Genomic DNA, 17,868 nt, shown 5'->3' on the forward strand with positions numbered 1-17,868 from the left:
ACTGCGCCTTTTCCCCGAATCCATTGCTCCCTCCTGAAAATAGGTCAGAAGGTGTAAACCTTATTCAGGACGGGACATCAGCCACAAAAAAGCCGCCTTCAACATCGAAGGCGGCGCTTTTTACGACCGGTGGGTGTCAGGTCAGACCTTGACGATCCAGCCCGCTGGTGCTTCGACGTCGCCGGTTTGCACCCCGGTCAGCTCTTTGTAGAGCTTCTGGGTGACCGGACCGACTTCGGTTTCGCTGTGGAACACGTGCAGGTGGTCGTTGTAGCTGATGCCACCGATTGGCGTGATCACGGCAGCGGTACCGCAGGCGCCGGCTTCCTTGAAGTCCGCCAGCTTGTCGATGAACACGTCGCCTTCAACCACTTCCAGGCCCAGACGGGACTTGGCCAGTTCGATCAACGACAGGCGGGTGATGCCTGGCAGTACCGACGGCGAGTTCGGGGTTACGAACTTGTTGTCGTGGGTAATCCCGAAGAAGTTGGCCGAACCGACTTCCTCGATTTTCGAGTGGGTCATTGGGTCCAGGTAGATGCAGTCGGCAAAGTGGGCTTTCTTGGCCTGGGAGCCTGGCATCAGGCTGGCGGCGTAGTTGCCACCGACCTTGGCGGCACCGGTGCCTTGTGGCGCGGCGCGGTCATAGCTGGAGATGAGGAAGTTGTGCGGAGTCAGGCCGCCCTTGAAGTAGGCACCGACCGGGATGCAGAAGATCGAGAAGATGAACTCGGGGGCGGTGCGCACGCCGATGTTGTCACCCACGCCGATCACGAACGGGCGCAGGTACAGCGCGCCGCCGGTGCCATAAGGCGGGATGAAGCGCTCGTTGGCGCGGACCACTTCCTTGCACGCTTCGACGAACTGCTCGGTGGACACCTGCGGCATCAGCAGGCGGGCGCAGCTGCGTTGCATGCGCGCGGCGTTCTGATCCGGGCGGAACAGGTTGATCGAGCCGTCCTTGCAGCGGTAGGCCTTCAGGCCTTCAAAGCACTGCTGGCCATAGTGAAGGGCAGTGGAGCCTTCGCTGATGTGCAGCACGTTGTCTTCGGTCAGGGAGCCTTTATCCCACTCACCGTTGCGCCAGTGCGACAGGTAGCGTTTGTCTGTCTTGATGTAGTCAAAACCCAGCTTGTCCCAATTGATGCTTTCGTTACCCATGACACCCTCTATCACTGAACAACCGTCGAAACGGTTCAAGGCTTCTGACATTTTTTTGGATGGGGACAACAATACTTCATTCCGGGCCGGTTTCGCAGCCCGGACTATCGGCTAATCGGCAGAAATAGTGTCGCTCTGGAGAATTCGCGAGCAAGCCCGCTCCCACAGTAGTTTCTGGTGTTTGCAAAATTTGTGTTCACTGCAAATCCCCTGTGGGAGCGGGCTTGCCCGCGAAGAGGCCATCAGCCACGCCACCCATTGTCCTGGATCACAGGTGCAGCGCGTGGCCAAGGGCCCGCAACGCCGCTTCCTGCACTGCCTCGCCGAGCGTCGGATGGGCATGGATGGTGCCGCCGATGTCTTCCAGCCGCGCGCCCATTTCCAGGCTCTGGGCAAACGCCGTGGACAATTCCGACACCCCGACGCCCACCGCCTGCCAGCCGACAATCAGGTGATTGTCCCGACGGGCGACCACTCGCACGAAGCCGCTTTTGGACTCCAGCGTCATCGCCCGGCCATTGGCGGCGAACGGGAAGCTCGAGACGAAGCAGTCCAGCCCCGCAGCCTTGGCGTCGTCCGGGGTCTGGCCGACCACCACCAGTTCCGGGTCGGTAAAGCACACGGCAGCAATGGCGGTCGGGTTGAACTCGCGGGTCTTGCCGCTGATCAGCTCGGCGACCATCTCGCCCTGGGCCATGGCCCGGTGCGCGAGCATCGGCTCACCGCTGAGGTCGCCGATGGCATAGACGTTGCGCATGCTGGTCTGGCAGCGATTGTCGATCTTGATCGACGAACCGTTCATCTGCAGATTCAGCGCTTCAAGGTTCCAGCCCTGGGTGTTGGGCTTGCGCCCGACAGCCACCAGCACCTGATCGGTTTCCAGGTTCAGGGTGTCGCCATTCGGCTCCAATACCTGCAGTGTATTGCTAGAATAATCAAAGTCTTGCACGCTATGTTTCAAGTAAAGCTTCACGCCAAGTTTTTTCAGTTCGTCATGAACCGGTTGGGTCAATTCGGCGTCATAGGCCGGCAGGATGCGCTCCTGCGCCTCGACTACGCTGACCTCGGCGCCTAGCTTGCGATAGGCAATACCCAGTTCCAGGCCGATGTAACCGCCACCCACCACGATCAAGCGTTTGGGCACCGAGGTCGGCGCCAGGGCTTCGGTGGAAGAGATGATCGGCCCGCCAATCGGCAGCATCGGCAGGTTCACGCTCTTCGAACCGGTGGCCAGCACCAGATGCTCGCACTGGATGCGCGTGTCGCCGACCTCGACGGTCTTGCCGTCGATGACCCTGGCCCAGCCCTGTATGACCTGGACCTTGTTCTTCTTCAGCAGCGCCGCAACGCCGGTGGTCAGGCGGTCGACGATGCCGTCCTTCCATTCCACGCTCTTGGTGATATCCAGGCTTGGCGCCGAAACACTGATACCCAGGGCCGAGTGCTGGCTGTGGTGTTGTGTCTGGTGGAACTGCTCGGCCACGTGAATCAGTGCCTTGGACGGAATGCAGCCGATGTTCAGGCAAGTACCGCCCAGGGATTGGCCTTCCACCACAATGGTCGGGATACCCAGCTGGCCGGCACGGATCGCCGTCACATAACCGCCAGGGCCGCCGCCGATGATCAATAGCTTGGTGCTCAGAGACTGCATGCCTTACTCCATGAACAGGGTTGCGGGTTGTTCGAGCAGGCCGCGTACGGCCTGGATGAAGAGCGCCGCGTCCATGCCATCGACCACGCGGTGATCGAAAGAGCTGGAGAGGTTCATCATCTTGCGGACCACGATCTGGCCTTTGATCACCATCGGCCGTTCGACGATCTTGTTGACGCCGACGATGGCCACTTCCGGCAGGTTCAGCACCGGGGTGCTGACGATGCCGCCAAGGGCGCCGAGGCTGGTCAGGGTGATGCTCGAGCCGGACAGTTCGTCGCGGCTGGCCTTGCCATTGCGGGCAGCGGTGGCCAGGCGGGAGATTTCCGCCGCGTTGTCCCACAGGCTGCGGGCCTCGGCATGGCGCACTACTGGCACCATCAAACCGATGTCGGCCTGGGTGGCGATACCCACATGCACCGCGCCGAGGCGGGTGATGACCTGGGCTTCGTCGTCGTAACGGGCGTTGATCTGCGGGAAATCACGCAGGGCAACGACCAGGGCGCGCACCAGGAACGGCAGCAGGGTCAGCTTGCCGCGAGTGGCGCCATGTTTTTCGTTGAGGTGTGCGCGCAACTCTTCCACGGCAGTGACGTCGATTTCTTCGACATAGCTGAAATGCGCGGCGCGCTGGGTGGCGTCCTGCATGCGCTGGGCAATCTTGCGGCGCATGCCGATCACCGGGATCTGTTCTTCGTCGTTACGCTGGGCGTAAGCGGCAGAGGCAGGTGCCGATGCATTCGACTGACCCTGGGCCAGGTAGGCATCGAGGTCGTCGTGCAGCACGCGACCGGCCGGGCCGGTGCCGCGAACCAGACGCAGTTGAATGCCGAGGTCCAGTGCATGCTTGCGCACGGCCGGGGAGGCCAACGGGCGCTCATCGGCTTCGCGGGCTACCATCGGGCCTTGGCAGACGGCGGCTCGTGGTGCTGCAGCAGCGACCGGTTTGCTTTGCACTACGGCTTCAACTTTCGGCGCCGCAACCGGCGCTTCTTTAACCACGGGCGCAGCAGGCTGAGCTGACTCCTTGACGTTGCCCGCGCCTTCGACTTCGATACTGATCAGCACACTGCCGACCGCCATCACTTCGCCAGGCTGGCCGCCCAGGGCAATCACCTTGCCATGAACCGGCGACGGAATATCGACCATCGCCTTGTCGGTCATCACATCGGCGAGCACCTGATCCTCGACGACCATGTCGCCGACCTTGACGTGCCACACCGACAATTCAACTTCTGCGATGCCTTCGCCAATGTCCGGCATCTTGATAACGTGAGTACCCATTCAGACCTCCATGACCCGTTTCAAAGCCGCGCCCACTCGGGACGGACCAGGGAAATACGCCCACTCTTGCGCGTGCGGGTAGGGGGTATCCCAACCGGTGACGCGTTCGATCGGCGCTTCCAGGTGGTGGAAGCAGTGCTCTTGTACCAGTGCAGCCAGTTCCGCACCGAAACCGCAGGTGCGGGTGGCTTCGTGGACGATCACGCAGCGCCCGGTTTTCTTCACCGACTTGGTGATGGTTTCCAGATCCAGCGGCCACAGGCTGCGCAGGTCGATCACTTCGGCATCGATACCGGTCTCTTCCGCGGCGACTTGCGAGACATACACGGTGGTGCCGTAGGTCAGGATGGTCACGGCCTTGCCCGGGCGGGTGATGGCGGCGACGTCCAGCGGCACCGTGTAGTAACCGTCCGGCACTTGTGCGGCAGGGTGTTTCGACCACGGGGTTACCGGGCGATCGTGGTGGCCGTCGAACGGGCCGTTGTACAGGCGTTTTGGCTCAAGGAAGATTACCGGGTCATCGTTTTCGATGGAGGCGATCAGCAGGCCCTTGGCGTCGTAAGGGTTGGACGGCATTACCGTGCGCAGGCCGCAGACCTGGGTGAACATCGCTTCGATGCTCTGGCTGTGGGTCTGGCCGCCATAGATGCCGCCGCCACAAGGCATGCGCAGGGTCATTGGCGCGGTGAATTCACCGGCTGAGCGATAGCGCAGGCGCGCCGCTTCGGAAATGATCTGGTCCGACGCCGGGTACACGTAGTCGGCGAACTGGATCTCGGCCACCGGGCGCAGACCATAGGCGCCCATGCCCACGGCGACGCCGACGATGCCGCTTTCGGAGATCGGTGCGTCGAACACCCGGGAGGTGCCGTATTTGTTCTGCAAGCCTTCGGTGCAACGGAACACGCCGCCGAAGTAGCCCACGTCCTGGCCGAACACCACGACATTGTCATCGCGCTCAAGCATCACATCCATGGCCGAGCGCAGGGCCTGGATCATGGTCATGGTGGTCGTGGTCATGGCGGTTTCCAGCTGGATATTGTTGTTGTGATCGTTCATGTCAGATCCCCAACTCTTGACGCTGGCGCTTCAAGTGCTCCGGCATCTCTTTGTAGACGTCTTCGAACATGGTCGCGGCGCTTGGAATCTGGCCGCCGGCGAGGGTGCCGTACTGTTCGGCTTCTTTCTGCGCGGCAATCACTTCGGCTTCCAGCTCGGCGCTGACGGCGGCGTGTTCCTCTTCGGACCACTGGCCGATTTTCACCAGGTGCTGCTTGAGACGCGCAATCGGATCGCCCAAGGGGAAGTGGCTCCAGTCGTCGGCAGGACGGTATTTCGATGGATCATCGGAGGTCGAGTGCGGGCCGGCGCGGTAGGTGACCCATTCGATCATGGTCGGCCCCAGATTGCGGCGCGCACGTTCAGCAGCCCACGCCGAGGCGGCATAGACCGCGACGAAATCGTTGCCATCGACGCGCAGGGAGGCAATCCCGCAGCCGACGCCACGACCGGCAAAGGTGGTCGCTTCACCGCCGGCAATGGCCTGGAAGGTGGAGATCGCCCACTGGTTGTTGACCACGTTGAGGATCACTGGCGCACGGTAGACGTGGGCGAAGGTGAGGGCGGTGTGGAAGTCGGATTCAGCGGTGGCACCGTCGCCGATCCAGGCGGAGGCGATTTTGGTGTCGCCCTTGATCGCCGAGGCCATGCCCCAGCCCACGCCTTGCACGAACTGGGTGGCAAGGTTGCCGGAAATGGTGAAGAAACCGGAATCCTTGACCGAATACATGATCGGCAGCTGACGTCCCTTGAGCGGATCGCGCTCGTTGGACAGCAGTTGGCAGATCAGGTCTACCAGCGGCACTTCGCGGGCCATCAGGATGCTTTGCTGGCGGTAGGTCGGGAAGCACATGTCGTCGATGTTCAACGCCAGGGCCTGGCCGCTGCCGATGGCTTCTTCGCCAAGGCTCTGCATGTAGAACGACATTTTTTTCTGACGCTGGGCGACCACCATGCGGTTGTCATAGATGCGCGTCTTGAGCATGGCGCGCATGCCTTTGCGCAGGATCTCGCTCGGTACGCCTTCAGCCCACGGACCGAGGGCGTTGCCCTGGTCGTCGAGCACGCGAATCAGGCCCTTGGCCAGATCAGCCGTGTCGGCAGGTTCAACGTCGATGGAAGGTTTGCGCACCGTACCGGCATCGGTCAGACGCAGGTAGGAAAAGTCGGTTTTGCACCCTGGGCGGCCCGAGGGTTCGGGAACGTGCAGGCGCAGCGGTTCATACGCTTGATTCATGGCTTTTTCGCTCGATCTTGTGAATTTCTTGTAGTGAGCTGACCGTCATTCTTCGATAAAAGAAATCTTGTCCTACAACAATCATAGGCCCGGCCAAGAAGAATATTTCTCTCTGTTTCATTGCGCTAAAGATCATTTGCAGATAAAAAATCTGCATAAGCATAAAAAACAGGTGGTTTTATCTCATGCGCAAACTGGACCGTACCGACATCGGCATTCTCAACAGCCTTCAGGAGAATGCGCGCATCACCAACGCCGACCTCGCACGTTCGGTGAACCTGTCGCCGACGCCGTGTTTCAACCGGGTCAAGGCGATGGAAGAATTGGGCCTCATTCGCGAGCAGGTGACGCTGCTGGACGCGGACCTGCTGGGGCTGCATGTCAACGTGTTCATCCACGTCAGCCTGGAGAAGCAGGTAGAGGAGGCGCTGCAGCATTTCGAAGAGGCAATCGCCGATCGCCCGGAAGTCATGGAGTGCTACCTGATGGCCGGCGACCCGGACTACCTGATCCGGGTGCTGGTGCCGACCATCCAGTCCCTGGAGCGCTTCATGATGGACTTTCTGACCAAGGTGCCGGGGGTGGCGAACATCCGCTCGAGCTTTGCACTCAAGCAGGTGCGGTACAAGACGGCGCTGCCTTTGCCGTCTAATGGTTTGACGTTGGGGGCTTGACGTTGGGGACTTGAAGCCAGCATGCCTGATCGTTCCCACGCAGTGGGAACGACAAGTCTTAAAACTGATTGATCGGAATTTTCAGGTAGGTAACGCCATTGTCTTCTGCTGGCGGCAAATTGCCCGCCCGCACATTCACCTGAATCGCCGGTAGCAACAGTGTGGGCATGCCCAGCCCGGCATCGCGCTGGGTGCGCATGGCGACGAAGGCGCCTTCGTCGATGCCGTCACGCACGTGGATGTTGCTTTTGCGCTGCTCGCCGACGGTGCTCATGCAGTGGGACTCACGGCCCTCGGGCGGGTAGTCGTGGCACACGTAGAGGCGCACGCTGGCGGGGAAGGCCAACAGTTTGTGGATTGAAGAGAACATCTGCTGGGCATTGCCGCCGGGAAAGTCGCAACGGGCAGTGCCCACATCCGGCATGAACAGCGTGTCCCCAACCAGAATCACGTCACCGTCGATCAAGTAGGCCATGTCCGCTGGCGTATGGCCGGGCACGTGCAGGGCGGTGGCCTTGAGGTTGCCGATCATGAACGATTCATCGGGTGCGAACAGGTGATCGAACTGCGAGCCGTCGACGCGAAATGACGGCTCCAGATTGAACAGCGCCTTGAACACGTCCTGGACCTTGCTGATCGACTCGCCAATGGCGATTTTGCCGCCAAGCTCCCTGCGCAGGTACGGCGCGGCGGACAGGTGATCAGCATGTGCGTGGGTTTCCAGCAGCCATTGCACCTGCAGTGCATGGGCGCGAATGAACGCGATGATTGTGTCTGCCTGGGTGGTCGCGGTACGCCCGGAAGCGGCGTCGTAGTCGAGCACCGGATCGACGATCGCACACAGACCGCCATCAGTCTCGTAGACCACGTAGCTGTAGGTCGAGGAGGCGGGGTCGAGGAAAGCTTCAATCAGCGCGGGCATGGACACGAACCTGTGCAGGGGAAGAAAAGTGAGTGATGGCTTGCAACACTTTATGTAAAAACATAATGTGTACAGCTTAAGTGACATTGAAGGCATCCTGCAAATGCAATCCGGTCTGACTGAATGTGAAGTCGCTCAACTGCGCGCCTCGGCCTCCAAGGCATGTGCGCTGCTCAAGGCCCTGGCCAACGAGGATCGCCTGTTGATCCTGTGCCAGCTGACCCAGGGTGAGCGCAACGTCGGCGAGCTGGAAAAAATGACCGGCGTGCGTCAACCGACCCTGTCCCAGCAATTGGGCATCCTGCGCGATGAGGGGCTGGTCGCGACCCGTCGTGAAGGCAAGTACATTTTCTACGGTCTCGCCAGTCACGAAGTGATCCAGGTGATGAAGACCCTCTCCGGGCTTTATTGCGGGGCTGTGCTTCAAAGCTGGGTGCAACCTTGATACCGGCCAGCGCAACTCAATAATGTGGGAGCGGGCTTGCTCGCGAAGGCGGCGTGTCATTAGACATATACGTTGGCTGACACACCGCCTTCGCGAGCAAGCCCGCTCCCACAGTTGTTTTTTGTTGAGGCCGGCAAAAATCCTTTCGTGCAACAAAAGGAACAAGCAATGAACGATCAACACTGGGGCCCATCCATCAGTGCAGATATCGTGGTCATCGGCGGTGGCTCGGCGGGTATCGGCCTTGTCGCCAGCCTGCTCAAGCGCAGCCCGCACCTGAGCATCACCGTGATCGAACCCAGCGCCCAACACTTCTATCAGCCGGCCTGGACCCTGGTCGGTGGTGGTGCGTACAACGTCAAAGATACCGTTCGGCCCATGGCGTCAGTGATGCCGCGCGGGGCCAATTGGTTGCAGGCTGCCGTGACGGGCATTGATCCGGACCAGCGCCAACTTACCCTCAGTGACGCGCGCACGGTCAGCTATCAAAACCTGGTCGTCTGCCCCGGCCTGCGCCTGGCCTGGGAGAAAATCGAAGGCCTGGAGGATACCCTCGGCCAACACGGAGTGACCTCCAACTACAGCTATCAGCACGCGACCTACACTTGGGAGCAGGTGCAGAAATTGCGCGGCGGCAAGGTGCTGTTCACCCAGCCCGCCATGCCGATCAAATGTGCGGGCGCGCCACAAAAGGCGCTGTACCTGTCCTGCGATCACTGGAACAGGACCGGTGTGCTGAACAACATTGACGTCGAATTCAATCTTGCCGGCGCGGCGCTGTTCGGTGTGGCGACATTTGTTGCGCCGCTGATGAAGTACATCGATAAATACAAGGCCCGGTTGGCGTTCAACTCGAACCTGGTAAAAGTCGACGGCCCGGCGAAAACCGCGTGGTTCGAAGTCAAGGACGCCGATGGCACGGTCACCCGCCAGGCAAAAATCTTTGATCTGCTGCACGTCGTGCCACCTCAAGTGTCTCCGGACTTCATCGCCCAGAGTCTGCTGGCCGACGCCGCCGGCTGGTGCGAGGTCGATCCTCACAGCCTGCAGCATCCACGTTATCCAGGCGTGTTCGCACTGGGCGATATCTGCGGTACCAGCAATGCCAAAACCGCCGCGGCGGTGCGCAAGCAGATAGTGGTCGTTGCCGAAAACCTGCTGGCCTTGCGCAAGCAACAAGCGCTGCCGCTGAAATACGACGGCTATGGTTCTTGTCCGCTGACGGTGGAGAAGGGCAAGGTGATCCTTGCCGAGTTCGGTTACGCGGGCAAGTTGTTGCCCACCTTTCCCCTCGACCCGACGACCGCGCGCCGCTCGGCGTGGTGGCTAAAGGCGACACTGCTGCCGTGGTTCTACTGGAACGGTATGCTCAAGGGCCGCGAGTGGCTGACGCGCATGTCCAAGGTCGACTGAGAACTCCCTATGTTGCTGGCAAGTCTGTTTGGCGTGGTGATGGGGTTGGTGCTGGGATTGACCGGTGCCGGTGGCGGGATTCTCGCGGTGCCGGCGCTGGTGCTGGGCTTGGGCTGGAGCATGACCCAGGCCGCCCCGGTGGCATTGTTTGCCGTGGGCAGTGCGGCGGCGGTCGGCGCCATTGACGGTTTACGCCATGGCCTGGTGCGCTATCGCGCGGCGTTGCTGATCGCGGCACTGGGTGCGGTGTTTTCCCCGGTGGGCATCTATTTTGCCCATCAGTTGCCGGAAAAAGTCCTGATGATCCTGTTCAGCCTGCTGATGGTCATGGTGGCCTGGCGCATGTTGCGCCGTGAACGCAAGGACGAGGGTCCCAGCGATCATGGCCACGCCAACTGGGGGCAGAAGAACTGCATGCTCGATCAACAAACCGGGCGCTTCTCCTGGACCGCCAAATGCACCGCGACGCTCGCGGCCCTCGGCGCCGTGACCGGGGTAGTGTCGGGGCTGCTCGGTGTTGGTGGTGGCTTTCTCATCGTGCCGGCTTTCAAGCAATTGACCGATGTGCAGATGCGCGGGATCGTCGCCACCTCCCTGATGGTGATCAGCCTGATTTCGGCTATTGGGGTGATCGGTGCGTTCCATGCGGGGGTGCGCATCGACAGTCTGGGGGTAGCCTTTATCGTCTCCAGCATCGTCGGCATGGTCATCGGCCGGCAGCTCTGCGCGCGGGTGCCGGCGCGGGCGTTGCAGGTCGGGTTTGCCAGTGTTTGCCTGGTGGTTGCCGCCTATATGTTGCTGCGCGCCTGAGCCTTACAGCGGCCGATACTGGAGGCTGAAACCCAGTTCGCTGGACTGTCCCTGTTCCAGCAAGCGCAACCCCGGCCGACCCGGCAAATGATGGGCATTGACCGGGTGGCTGACCGGTTCGATACAGAAAAAATCCAGGCCCACCGGGCAATACAGCAGGAAGTAATCACTGCCGGTAGCCTGGCAATTCAGCTCATAACCAAGGTCGGGTTGCTGGATCAGGCACTGGCCATCCCATTCGCAGAACCCATTGTCGACCAGCGTCTCGGGCAGCGCTTTGAGCTGCTGAAAATCCCATTCGGCGGGTAACGCGCTGAGCTGCGTCGGCAGTTTTCTCGCATCGCACAGCCATACCTGAGCGGCCGCAGCCTGCAGACGGGTGTTGGCGCTGCGCGGAAGATAGGGATGCAACCCCAGGCCGTGCCACGCGGCGCGTTCGGCCAGGTGGGTGACGTGCAACTCGATGCTCAGTTTGCCGCCAGCCAGATGGAAAAGCTGTACGGCGCGATAGGCGAAGGGGCTTGAGCTGTCCAGTTGCAGGACCGCTTCATCTGCCGAGTGCGAGACCACCTGCCACGCTTGCTGCCAGGCGCTGCCGTGAATCGGCAGGGGATCGGTGAGGCTGTTGGGCGCCAACGCCTGCCAGCCATCCGGGCATTGGAAGCCGCCATCGGCGATGCGGTTGGACCAGGGTATCAAGGGATAGCAGCCGAGTTTGCCGGGCAGGCCGGTGTTCAGCGCGCGCTCATCGGAGTGTCGGAGCAAGGGCTGCCCGGTGCTGCGCACGGTCCAGTTGACGATGCTGGCGCCGAGTTCAGGGGCGAGGGTGAGGTGGGTGAGTTCGTCTTCGAGTTCGATCAGTGTCAGCGACATGGAGACCTGCTTTCATATTGGTTGTGGCAAGGGAGGATGCGCCTCCCTTGCCTTGAACATCACAACACCAGATGCGGCAACCACAGCGACAGTGCAGGAATGTAGGTCACGGCCATCAGCACCAGGAACAGCACGCCGTAGAACGGCAGCAATGCTTTCACGGTTTTTTCGATACTCACCTTGCCCACTGCCGACCCCACGAACAATACCGCACCCACTGGCGGTGTGATCAATCCGATCCCCAGGTTCACCAGCATGATCATGCCGAACTGCACCGGGTCCACACCGATACCCAGAATCACCGGCATCAGGATCGGCGTCAGGATCAGGATCAGCGGCGCCATGTCCATCACCGTGCCGAGCAACAGCAGCATGACGTTGATGCACATCAGGATCACGTAACGGTTGTCCGACAGGGTCAGGAACATCGTGGTGATCTTCGCCGGGATCTGCATCAGGGTCATGATGTAGCCGAAGCTGGCAGCAAAGCCGATCAGGATCATCACAATCGAAATCGTGCGCACCGTGCGGTGCATCAGTTTCGGCAGTTCGCGCCACTTGTAGTCGCGGTAGATGAACATGGTCACGAAGAACGACCAGAGCACGGCAATCGCCGCCGACTCGGTGGCGGTGAAAATGCCCGACAGAATGCCGCCCAGGATGATGACCATGGCCATCAGGCCCCAGAGCGCTTCGCCGCAGATCTTCAGCGCTTCGCGCATCGGAATGACTTCACCTTTTGGGTAGTCACGCTTTTTGGCGAAGATCAGGCACAGCACCATCAGGCACGCGCTCATCAGCAGGCCCGGCACTACACCGGCCATGAACAGCGAGGCGATCGACACGGTGCCGCCGGCGGCCAGGGAGTAGAGCACCGAGTTGTGACTCGGCGGCGTCAGCAGGGCTTGCACCGAGCCGCTGACAGTGACCGCCGTGGCGAACTCCCGCGGATAGCCGCGACGCTCCATCTCCGGAATCAATACCGAACCGACCGAAGCGGTGTCCGCTACCGAGGAGCCGGAGATCGCGCCGAAGAAGGTCGAGGCCATGATGTTGACCAGGGACAGGCCGCCGCGCACGAAGCCCACCAAGACCCCGGCAAACGCCACCAGACGGCGGGACATGCCGCCCTCGGCCATGATCGCGCCGGCCAGGACGAAGAACGGAATCGCCAGCAAAGAGAACTTGTTCACGCCCCCGGCGACCTGAATCATCAGGGCCTGGAACGGGATGTCGATCCACCATGCGCCGATCAGCGCCGATAGCCCCAGGGCGTAGGCGACCGGCATGCCGATCAGGATCAAAGCGATAAAACTGCCGAGCAGTATCAGAGCGTCCATTTAGGCGGCACCTTCGTTTTCTTCAACGAGGTCGAAACGCACGACCCGACGGTTGCTCTGATCACCGAGCAAGAGTTTTTCCAGGACAAAGATCAAGGTCAGCACGCCGCCAATCGGAATCGGCATGTAGGTGATGCCCACACGCAGGGTTGGCATGGAGCTCATGAACTGGTTCCAGGTGGACAGGCAGAGCTTGGTGCCCCAGATGGCCATGAACAGGCAAATGGTCGCCATCAGCAGCTGGGAGAACACGCTCACGGCCTTGCGCATTTGCGGCGGCATGCGGTCGGTGAGCATCGCCACCGCCATGTGCGCGCCGGCGCGATAACTGGCGGCCGCGCCGATGAAGGTGAAGACCATCATCAGCAGAATGGCCGTTGGCTCCGGCCAGCTGGAGCCGGTGCCGAGGACGTAACGGGCGAAGACGCCCCAGGGGATCATCAGGGAAATGGCCAGGACCGACAGGCCCGCGACCCAGATGCAGGTCATGTAAATCCTGTCGTTGATGCGCAGCAATAGATTCTTCATCGGGTTTCACCGTAACCGGGCGCGCACTGACGTCAATCAACGTCAATGGGCGCCGGGCCTTTCTTCAATGCAGGGAGGGTTACTGGACGGCTTCGATGCGCTTGATCAGATCTGCGTACGGCGCGCCGTATTTTTCGCGGACCGAGGCGGTGGCTTCGTAGAAAGGTTTCTTGTCGACGGTGATGAACTCGACGCCTGCGGCCTTGAGTTTTTCTTCACTGCTGGCCGATTTTGCATCCCAGAGGATGCGCTCCTGGGCCTGGGCGGCCTTGGCGGTTTTCTTCACCAGGGCTTGCTGCTCAGGGGTGAGTTTTTCCCAGGTGATTTTCGACATCACGATCGGCTCGGGCAGGATCAGGTGACCGGTCAGGCTGTAGTACTTGGCGTTCTGGAAGTGGTTATGTTCAAGCAGGGTCGGCGGGTTGTTTTCCGCGCCGTCAATCACACCGGTCTGCAGGGCGCTGAAGATTTCGCCGGTATCCATTGCGATACCGTTGCCGCCCATGGCGTTGATGGTTTCGATGAACATCGGGTTGCCTTGTACGCGAATCTTCATGCCCTTGAGGTCGGCCAGGCTGCGTACCGGTTTCTTGGTGTAGATGTTGCGCGTACCGCCATCCATCCAGGCCAGGGCGACCAGGTTGAATTCGGAGTTGGTGATTTTGTCGAGGATCTCGTCACCGACTTCACCGTCGATGACTTTGCGCATGTGCGCCTGGTCGCGGAACACGAACGGCATGTTGAACACGTTTACGTCCGGCACTACTGGCCCGACGATGCCCAGGCTGACCCGGGCCATCTGGATGGCTCCAACCTGGGCCTGCTCGATCACTTCTTTTTCCGAACCGAGCACACCGCCGGCGAACATCTTGAAGGTCAGTTTGCCGTCGCTGTCGGCCACCAGGGTCTTGCCCAGTTGCTCTTCGGCCACCACGGTCGGGTAACCGGCCGGGTGAATGTCGGCGAATTTGATTTCCAGCGCGTGAGCGGCGCTGCTGAGGGAGAAGGCGAGGGGGAGTGCGGCGGCGAGCAAGGTGCGTTTGAAGTCCATGGGGGTGTCTCCAGTTTTATTGTTTTATTTTTTTTTGTTCAAGGCACAGCGTTGCAGCACAAGCAGTTGCGGTTCAGTTGTTGAAAATGGGCTCAGGCAGGCCCTGTACACCGGGGTTCAGCGCAAACACGCCACCGGCCAGGGACTGCGGGTCATGGTCGTCACCGGGGCGGATCGAGGTCACGAACAGTGTGTCCAGTCGACTGCCGCCGAAGGCGCACATGGTGGGTTTTTTCACCGGGACGGTGAGGGAGCGGTCGAGCTTTCCTTCGGGGGTGAAACGGTGGATCAATCCGGCATCGTTGGCGCAGATCCAGTAGCAGCCCTGGGCATCGACTGCGGCGCCGTCGGGGCGACCACAGTATTGATTCATGTCGACGAAGACCCGGCGATTGGAGGGGGTGCCGGTGTCGATGTCGTAGTCGAAGGCCCAGATCTGCTGGATTGAAGGATGAGAGTCGGACAGATACAGGGTGCGACCGTCAGGGCTGAAGCCCAGGCCATTGGGCACGATGAACCCGCTCAATTGTGCGTCGAGCGGCCCGCGTTGCCCGGCGCTGTAGCGATACAAGGTGCCGTCGACGGCATTGGCTGCCATGTTCAGCACCATGCTGCCGGCCCAGAAACGGCCCTGGCGATCGCAGCGCCCGTCGTTGAGGCGCATGTCGGGGCGGGCATGGTCGACGAGGGCCAGTAACTGACTGTCAATGCTGCCGTCGTGGTGCGGATGCAGGTGGAAGAAACCGCTCTCCATTCCGGCCACCCAGCCACCGTTTTGGTGGCGAGTGATACAGGCGAGCATTTGCGGGGTTGTCCAGGCCTGGACACGACCATCCTCGGCATTCCAGCGTTGCAGCGTGCCAGCGGGAATATCCACCCAGTACAGGGCGTTTTCCTCAGGTACCCAGACCGGACTTTCACCGACCGCATTGCGGGCATCGACAATCAATTCGGCTTGCATGGCGACTCATTCCCTTGGGTTTTTGTTGTGGGGATCAAGTGGTGGGCAAAGGCTCAGTCGCCGAACGGGCCGGCTGCGCAAAAGGCACCGCCCTGATAAAGCCGCGCCGGATCATCGGCTGCCGGCAGTGGCTGCGTCTCGACCTTGCTGCGGAATACCTCGGAAGTATCGTTAGGGGTGTACCCGAGGGCCGTGGCGTAGCGGTTGTCCCACCAGACGTCCTTGTTATCGGAGGCGCCGTAGACAACGGTGTGGCCGACATTCGGCGTGTACAACGCGCGCTCGAGCAATTGAGTCAGGTCGCCGAAGCTCAGCCAGGTGCTCATCATCCGGCGGTTCTGTGGTTCCGGGAACGAGGAGCCGATGCGCACGCTGACGGTTTCGATGCCGTAGCGATCGAAGTAGAAAGTGGCCATGTCTTCGCCGTACGACTTGGACAAGCCGTAGTAGCTGTCCGGGCGGCGAGGGGAGTGGGCGTCAATCACTTCACCCTGCTTGTAGAAGCCGATGACGTGGTTGGAGCTGGCGAAAATCACCCGTTTCACGCCGTGGCGACGCGCGGCTTCGTAGATGTGGAATACGCCGCAGATGTTGGCGCCCAGAATATCTTCAAACGAGTGCTCCGTGGACACGCCGCCGAAGTGCAGGATCGCGTCGACGCCTTCGACCAGGTCATGCACGGCCTGCTTGTCGGCCAGGTCGCAGTTCACGACTTCTTCGCGATCATCAATCGCCGGGGCGATTTCAGCGATGTCCGACAGGCGGATGACGTTGGCGTAAGGGCGCAGGCTTTCGCGCAAGACTTTACCGAGGCCACCGGCGGCGCCGGTCAGCAGCAGGCGGTTGAATGGAGTGCGAGTGGTTGCAGTGGTCGTCATGGGAATCCTGGACAAACAGTTGTTGTTATCGAATTGTTGTAGGTTGTCGTATGACTGGCGTGAAGTATCGTTAGGGTTTCCGTTACTTGTCAACGCGACCTTGGTGGTAATTGACGGAGGGTCATCACTGTCCCTGCTGCGCAAAATCTCGGTCCCGTAGGGGCCGGCTTGCTGGGGATGGCGATCGGGTGGACGCCATCGCCAGCAAGCCGGCTCCTGCAGGGGGGGATCCCCGGGGTTTACAACAACGAAATCGGATAGCTGACGAAAATGCGGTTCTCATCGAATTCGTTGGTGCTGAAGTCCTTGCGGATGCTCGCGTTGCGCCATTTCACGTTGAGGTTCTTCAGCGCGCCACTCTGCACGGTGTAGGCCAGTTCCGATTCGCGGCCCCATTCCTTGCCGTCAGTGATGACCCCGGTGTGCACGTTGTCACCGCTGATGTAGCGGTTCATCAGGGTCAGGCCCGGCACGCCGAGGGTGGCAAAGTTGTAGTCGTGGCGCACCTGCCAGGATTTCTCCTTGGCATTGTCGTAGCTGGAGTTGTAGCTATCGTTGGCCAAGGTGCCGCCGCTGGTGCCGTTGACACGCATCCAGACATCGTCGCCGCTGAGTTTTTGCAGGCCGACATAAAAGGTGTTGCCGCCGTACTTGGCCGAGAGCAGGGCAAAGGCGGTTTTGTTGTCGAGGTCGCCAGCCAGGGCACTGCCATCTTCCTTGCCGATGAAATAACCGAGGTTGGCCCCCAAGGTCCAGTCGCCGATTGGCTGGCTGTGGCTCAGGTTGAAGTATTGCTGTTGATAGATGTCGCTGAGTTCGGCATACCACACGCCGATCTGTGTGCGTTTTTCGTTGAAGGCGTACTCGCCGCCGCCGAAGTTGAAACGGTCCGATGTGAAGGCCGCCGATTTACCGTTCATGAACATGTCTTGCATGCTCGCATCGTTGCGCGGACTGTTCTGGCGGAACTGGCCGCCATACAGCGTCAGGCCGCTGATTTCGGTGGAGGTCAACTGACCGCCCTGGAAGGTCTGTGGCAGCGAACGACCGTCGTCGGAACGCAGGACCGGCAGCACCGGCATCCACTCGCCGACCTTCAGTTCGGTTTTCGAAATTTTCCCTTTCAGCGCCACGCCCAGGCGGCCGAAACTGTCAGCCGGGCGGCCATCGCCATGGATCGGCAACAACTGCGTGCCGCCGGTGCCCTTGCCGCCATCGAGCTTGACCGATACCAATCCCAGCACGTCCGCACCAAAGCCTACCGGGCCTTGGGTGTACCCGGATTTGGCGTCGAAAATGAAGTTCTGCGTCCACTCTTCGGCCTTGCCTTGGGGGTAGGCCGGGTTGACGTAGTTGCGATTGATGTAGGCGTTGCGCAGGTTCAGGTTGACCTTGGCGTCATCGGTAAAGCCTTCGGCCTGGCTGCTCATGGGCAGGGCCAGGGCCAGGCCGCTGCAGCCAATCAGGCTCAGGGTATGGCGACGGACGAAGGCAGGACGTGGACTACGGGCGGAGTAATGGCGGACGGGTTTGCTCACTGTGACGCTCCCTTGTAGCTTGTTGTTTTTATTTTTTGTTATA

17 protein-coding genes are annotated in these 17,868 nt (G+C 60.7%); 4 read left to right on the plus strand and 13 right to left on the minus strand.

Features of this window, described 5'->3' with window-relative positions; genetic code table 11:
* Positions 1–141: 141 nt before the first annotated feature.
* The 5 genes from AC07OG_RS25030 to AC07OG_RS25050 all read right to left on the minus strand — a co-directional run bounded on the left by AC07OG_RS25030 (position 142) and on the right by AC07OG_RS25050 (position 6,392).
* Positions 142–1,161 (minus strand): branched-chain amino acid aminotransferase, encoded by a 1,020-nt coding sequence (locus AC07OG_RS25030; protein ID WP_060540429.1) that lies wholly within the window; start codon positions 1,159–1,161, stop codon positions 142–144.
* Positions 1,162–1,429: 268 nt separating this feature from the next.
* Positions 1,430–2,812, minus strand: a complete 1,383-nt coding sequence (lpdA, locus tag AC07OG_RS25035) for a dihydrolipoyl dehydrogenase (RefSeq protein WP_495068388.1) — start codon at positions 2,810–2,812, stop codon at positions 1,430–1,432.
* A 3-nt stretch (positions 2,813–2,815) separates the two neighbouring features.
* On the minus strand, positions 2,816–4,096 hold the full coding sequence (locus AC07OG_RS25040; RefSeq protein ID WP_218423883.1) for a dihydrolipoamide acetyltransferase family protein: 1,281 nt from the start codon (positions 4,094–4,096) through the stop codon (positions 2,816–2,818).
* A complete protein-coding gene (locus AC07OG_RS25045; RefSeq protein WP_060540432.1) occupies positions 4,097–5,155 on the minus strand; it encodes an alpha-ketoacid dehydrogenase subunit beta in 1,059 nt (352 codons plus the stop codon). It abuts the gene before it with no gap.
* A 1-nt stretch (position 5,156) separates the two neighbouring features.
* Positions 5,157–6,392, minus strand: a complete 1,236-nt coding sequence (locus AC07OG_RS25050; protein WP_060540433.1) for a 3-methyl-2-oxobutanoate dehydrogenase (2-methylpropanoyl-transferring) subunit alpha — start codon at positions 6,390–6,392, stop codon at positions 5,157–5,159.
* Between the two features lie 185 nt (positions 6,393–6,577).
* On the opposite strand from AC07OG_RS25050, the gene bkdR reads away from it, so the two are divergent.
* The gene (gene bkdR, locus AC07OG_RS25055) at positions 6,578–7,066 is read left to right on the plus strand and encodes a Bkd operon transcriptional regulator BkdR (protein WP_060540435.1); all 489 of its coding nucleotides are present in this window, start codon (positions 6,578–6,580) and stop codon (positions 7,064–7,066) included.
* Positions 7,067–7,124: 58 nt separating this feature from the next.
* On the opposite strand, the gene AC07OG_RS25060 is transcribed toward bkdR, so the two are convergent.
* Positions 7,125–7,988 (minus strand): MBL fold metallo-hydrolase, encoded by an 864-nt coding sequence (locus AC07OG_RS25060; RefSeq protein WP_495068389.1) that lies wholly within the window; start codon positions 7,986–7,988, stop codon positions 7,125–7,127.
* A 103-nt stretch (positions 7,989–8,091) separates the two neighbouring features.
* Between AC07OG_RS25060 and AC07OG_RS25065 the strand changes: the two genes are divergently transcribed.
* From AC07OG_RS25065 to AC07OG_RS25075, 3 genes are all read left to right on the plus strand, one after another.
* A complete protein-coding gene (locus AC07OG_RS25065) occupies positions 8,092–8,433 on the plus strand; it encodes an ArsR/SmtB family transcription factor (RefSeq protein ID WP_495068390.1) in 342 nt (113 codons plus the stop codon).
* 168 nt (positions 8,434–8,601) lie between these two features.
* Positions 8,602–9,846 (plus strand): NAD(P)/FAD-dependent oxidoreductase, encoded by a 1,245-nt coding sequence (locus AC07OG_RS25070; RefSeq protein ID WP_495068391.1) that lies wholly within the window; start codon positions 8,602–8,604, stop codon positions 9,844–9,846.
* Between the two features lie 9 nt (positions 9,847–9,855).
* Positions 9,856–10,656 (plus strand): sulfite exporter TauE/SafE family protein, encoded by an 801-nt coding sequence (locus AC07OG_RS25075; protein ID WP_060540439.1) that lies wholly within the window; start codon positions 9,856–9,858, stop codon positions 10,654–10,656.
* A 3-nt stretch (positions 10,657–10,659) separates the two neighbouring features.
* On the opposite strand, the gene AC07OG_RS25080 is transcribed toward AC07OG_RS25075, so the two are convergent.
* The 7 genes from AC07OG_RS25080 to AC07OG_RS25110 form a co-directional block, all read right to left on the minus strand.
* Positions 10,660–11,529, minus strand: coding sequence for an aldose 1-epimerase (locus AC07OG_RS25080; RefSeq protein ID WP_495068392.1), 870 nt, complete (start codon positions 11,527–11,529; stop codon positions 10,660–10,662).
* Between the two features lie 59 nt (positions 11,530–11,588).
* Positions 11,589–12,869 (minus strand): TRAP transporter large permease, encoded by a 1,281-nt coding sequence (locus tag AC07OG_RS25085; protein ID WP_060540441.1) that lies wholly within the window; start codon positions 12,867–12,869, stop codon positions 11,589–11,591.
* The gene (locus AC07OG_RS25090) at positions 12,870–13,397 is read right to left on the minus strand and encodes a TRAP transporter small permease (RefSeq protein WP_495068393.1); all 528 of its coding nucleotides are present in this window, start codon (positions 13,395–13,397) and stop codon (positions 12,870–12,872) included.
* A gap of 79 nt (positions 13,398–13,476) precedes the next feature.
* Positions 13,477–14,448, minus strand: coding sequence for a TRAP transporter substrate-binding protein (locus AC07OG_RS25095; RefSeq protein ID WP_218423889.1), 972 nt, complete (start codon positions 14,446–14,448; stop codon positions 13,477–13,479).
* 73 nt (positions 14,449–14,521) lie between these two features.
* Positions 14,522–15,409 (minus strand): SMP-30/gluconolactonase/LRE family protein, encoded by an 888-nt coding sequence (locus tag AC07OG_RS25100; RefSeq protein ID WP_218423890.1) that lies wholly within the window; start codon positions 15,407–15,409, stop codon positions 14,522–14,524.
* Between the two features lie 53 nt (positions 15,410–15,462).
* The gene (locus tag AC07OG_RS25105; protein WP_218423891.1) at positions 15,463–16,287 is read right to left on the minus strand and encodes an NAD-dependent epimerase/dehydratase family protein; all 825 of its coding nucleotides are present in this window, start codon (positions 16,285–16,287) and stop codon (positions 15,463–15,465) included.
* A 239-nt stretch (positions 16,288–16,526) separates the two neighbouring features.
* Positions 16,527–17,825, minus strand: a complete 1,299-nt coding sequence (locus AC07OG_RS25110; protein ID WP_495068394.1) for an OprD family porin — start codon at positions 17,823–17,825, stop codon at positions 16,527–16,529.
* Positions 17,826–17,868: the final 43 nt, after the last annotated feature.

It is taken from the genome of Pseudomonas sp. GW821-FHT09H03 (assembly GCF_059415945.1).

What these genes read in the sequence shown, in the direction of transcription:
- AC07OG_RS25100 (WP_218423890.1), bottom strand. Translation starts at nt 15,409, where the DNA reads ATGCAAGCCGAATTGATTGTCGATGCCCGCAATGCGGTCGGTGAAAGT.
- AC07OG_RS25065 (WP_495068390.1), top strand. Translation starts at nt 8,092, where the DNA reads ATGCAATCCGGTCTGACTGAATGTGAAGTCGCTCAACTGCGCGCCTCG.
- AC07OG_RS25090 (WP_495068393.1), bottom strand. Translation starts at nt 13,397, where the DNA reads ATGAAGAATCTATTGCTGCGCATCAACGACAGGATTTACATGACCTGC.
- AC07OG_RS25080 (WP_495068392.1), bottom strand. Translation starts at nt 11,529, where the DNA reads ATGTCGCTGACACTGATCGAACTCGAAGACGAACTCACCCACCTCACC.
- AC07OG_RS25030 (WP_060540429.1), bottom strand. Translation starts at nt 1,161, where the DNA reads ATGGGTAACGAAAGCATCAATTGGGACAAGCTGGGTTTTGACTACATC.
- AC07OG_RS25040 (WP_218423883.1), bottom strand. Translation starts at nt 4,096, where the DNA reads ATGGGTACTCACGTTATCAAGATGCCGGACATTGGCGAAGGCATCGCA.
- lpdA (WP_495068388.1), bottom strand. Translation starts at nt 2,812, where the DNA reads ATGCAGTCTCTGAGCACCAAGCTATTGATCATCGGCGGCGGCCCTGGC.
- AC07OG_RS25070 (WP_495068391.1), top strand. Translation starts at nt 8,602, where the DNA reads ATGAACGATCAACACTGGGGCCCATCCATCAGTGCAGATATCGTGGTC.
- AC07OG_RS25050 (WP_060540433.1), bottom strand. Translation starts at nt 6,392, where the DNA reads ATGAATCAAGCGTATGAACCGCTGCGCCTGCACGTTCCCGAACCCTCG.
- AC07OG_RS25095 (WP_218423889.1), bottom strand. Translation starts at nt 14,448, where the DNA reads ATGGACTTCAAACGCACCTTGCTCGCCGCCGCACTCCCCCTCGCCTTC.
- AC07OG_RS25045 (WP_060540432.1), bottom strand. Translation starts at nt 5,155, where the DNA reads ATGAACGATCACAACAACAATATCCAGCTGGAAACCGCCATGACCACG.
- AC07OG_RS25105 (WP_218423891.1), bottom strand. Translation starts at nt 16,287, where the DNA reads ATGACGACCACTGCAACCACTCGCACTCCATTCAACCGCCTGCTGCTG.
- AC07OG_RS25085 (WP_060540441.1), bottom strand. Translation starts at nt 12,869, where the DNA reads ATGGACGCTCTGATACTGCTCGGCAGTTTTATCGCTTTGATCCTGATC.
- bkdR (WP_060540435.1), top strand. Translation starts at nt 6,578, where the DNA reads ATGCGCAAACTGGACCGTACCGACATCGGCATTCTCAACAGCCTTCAG.
- AC07OG_RS25075 (WP_060540439.1), top strand. Translation starts at nt 9,856, where the DNA reads ATGTTGCTGGCAAGTCTGTTTGGCGTGGTGATGGGGTTGGTGCTGGGA.
- AC07OG_RS25060 (WP_495068389.1), bottom strand. Translation starts at nt 7,988, where the DNA reads ATGCCCGCGCTGATTGAAGCTTTCCTCGACCCCGCCTCCTCGACCTAC.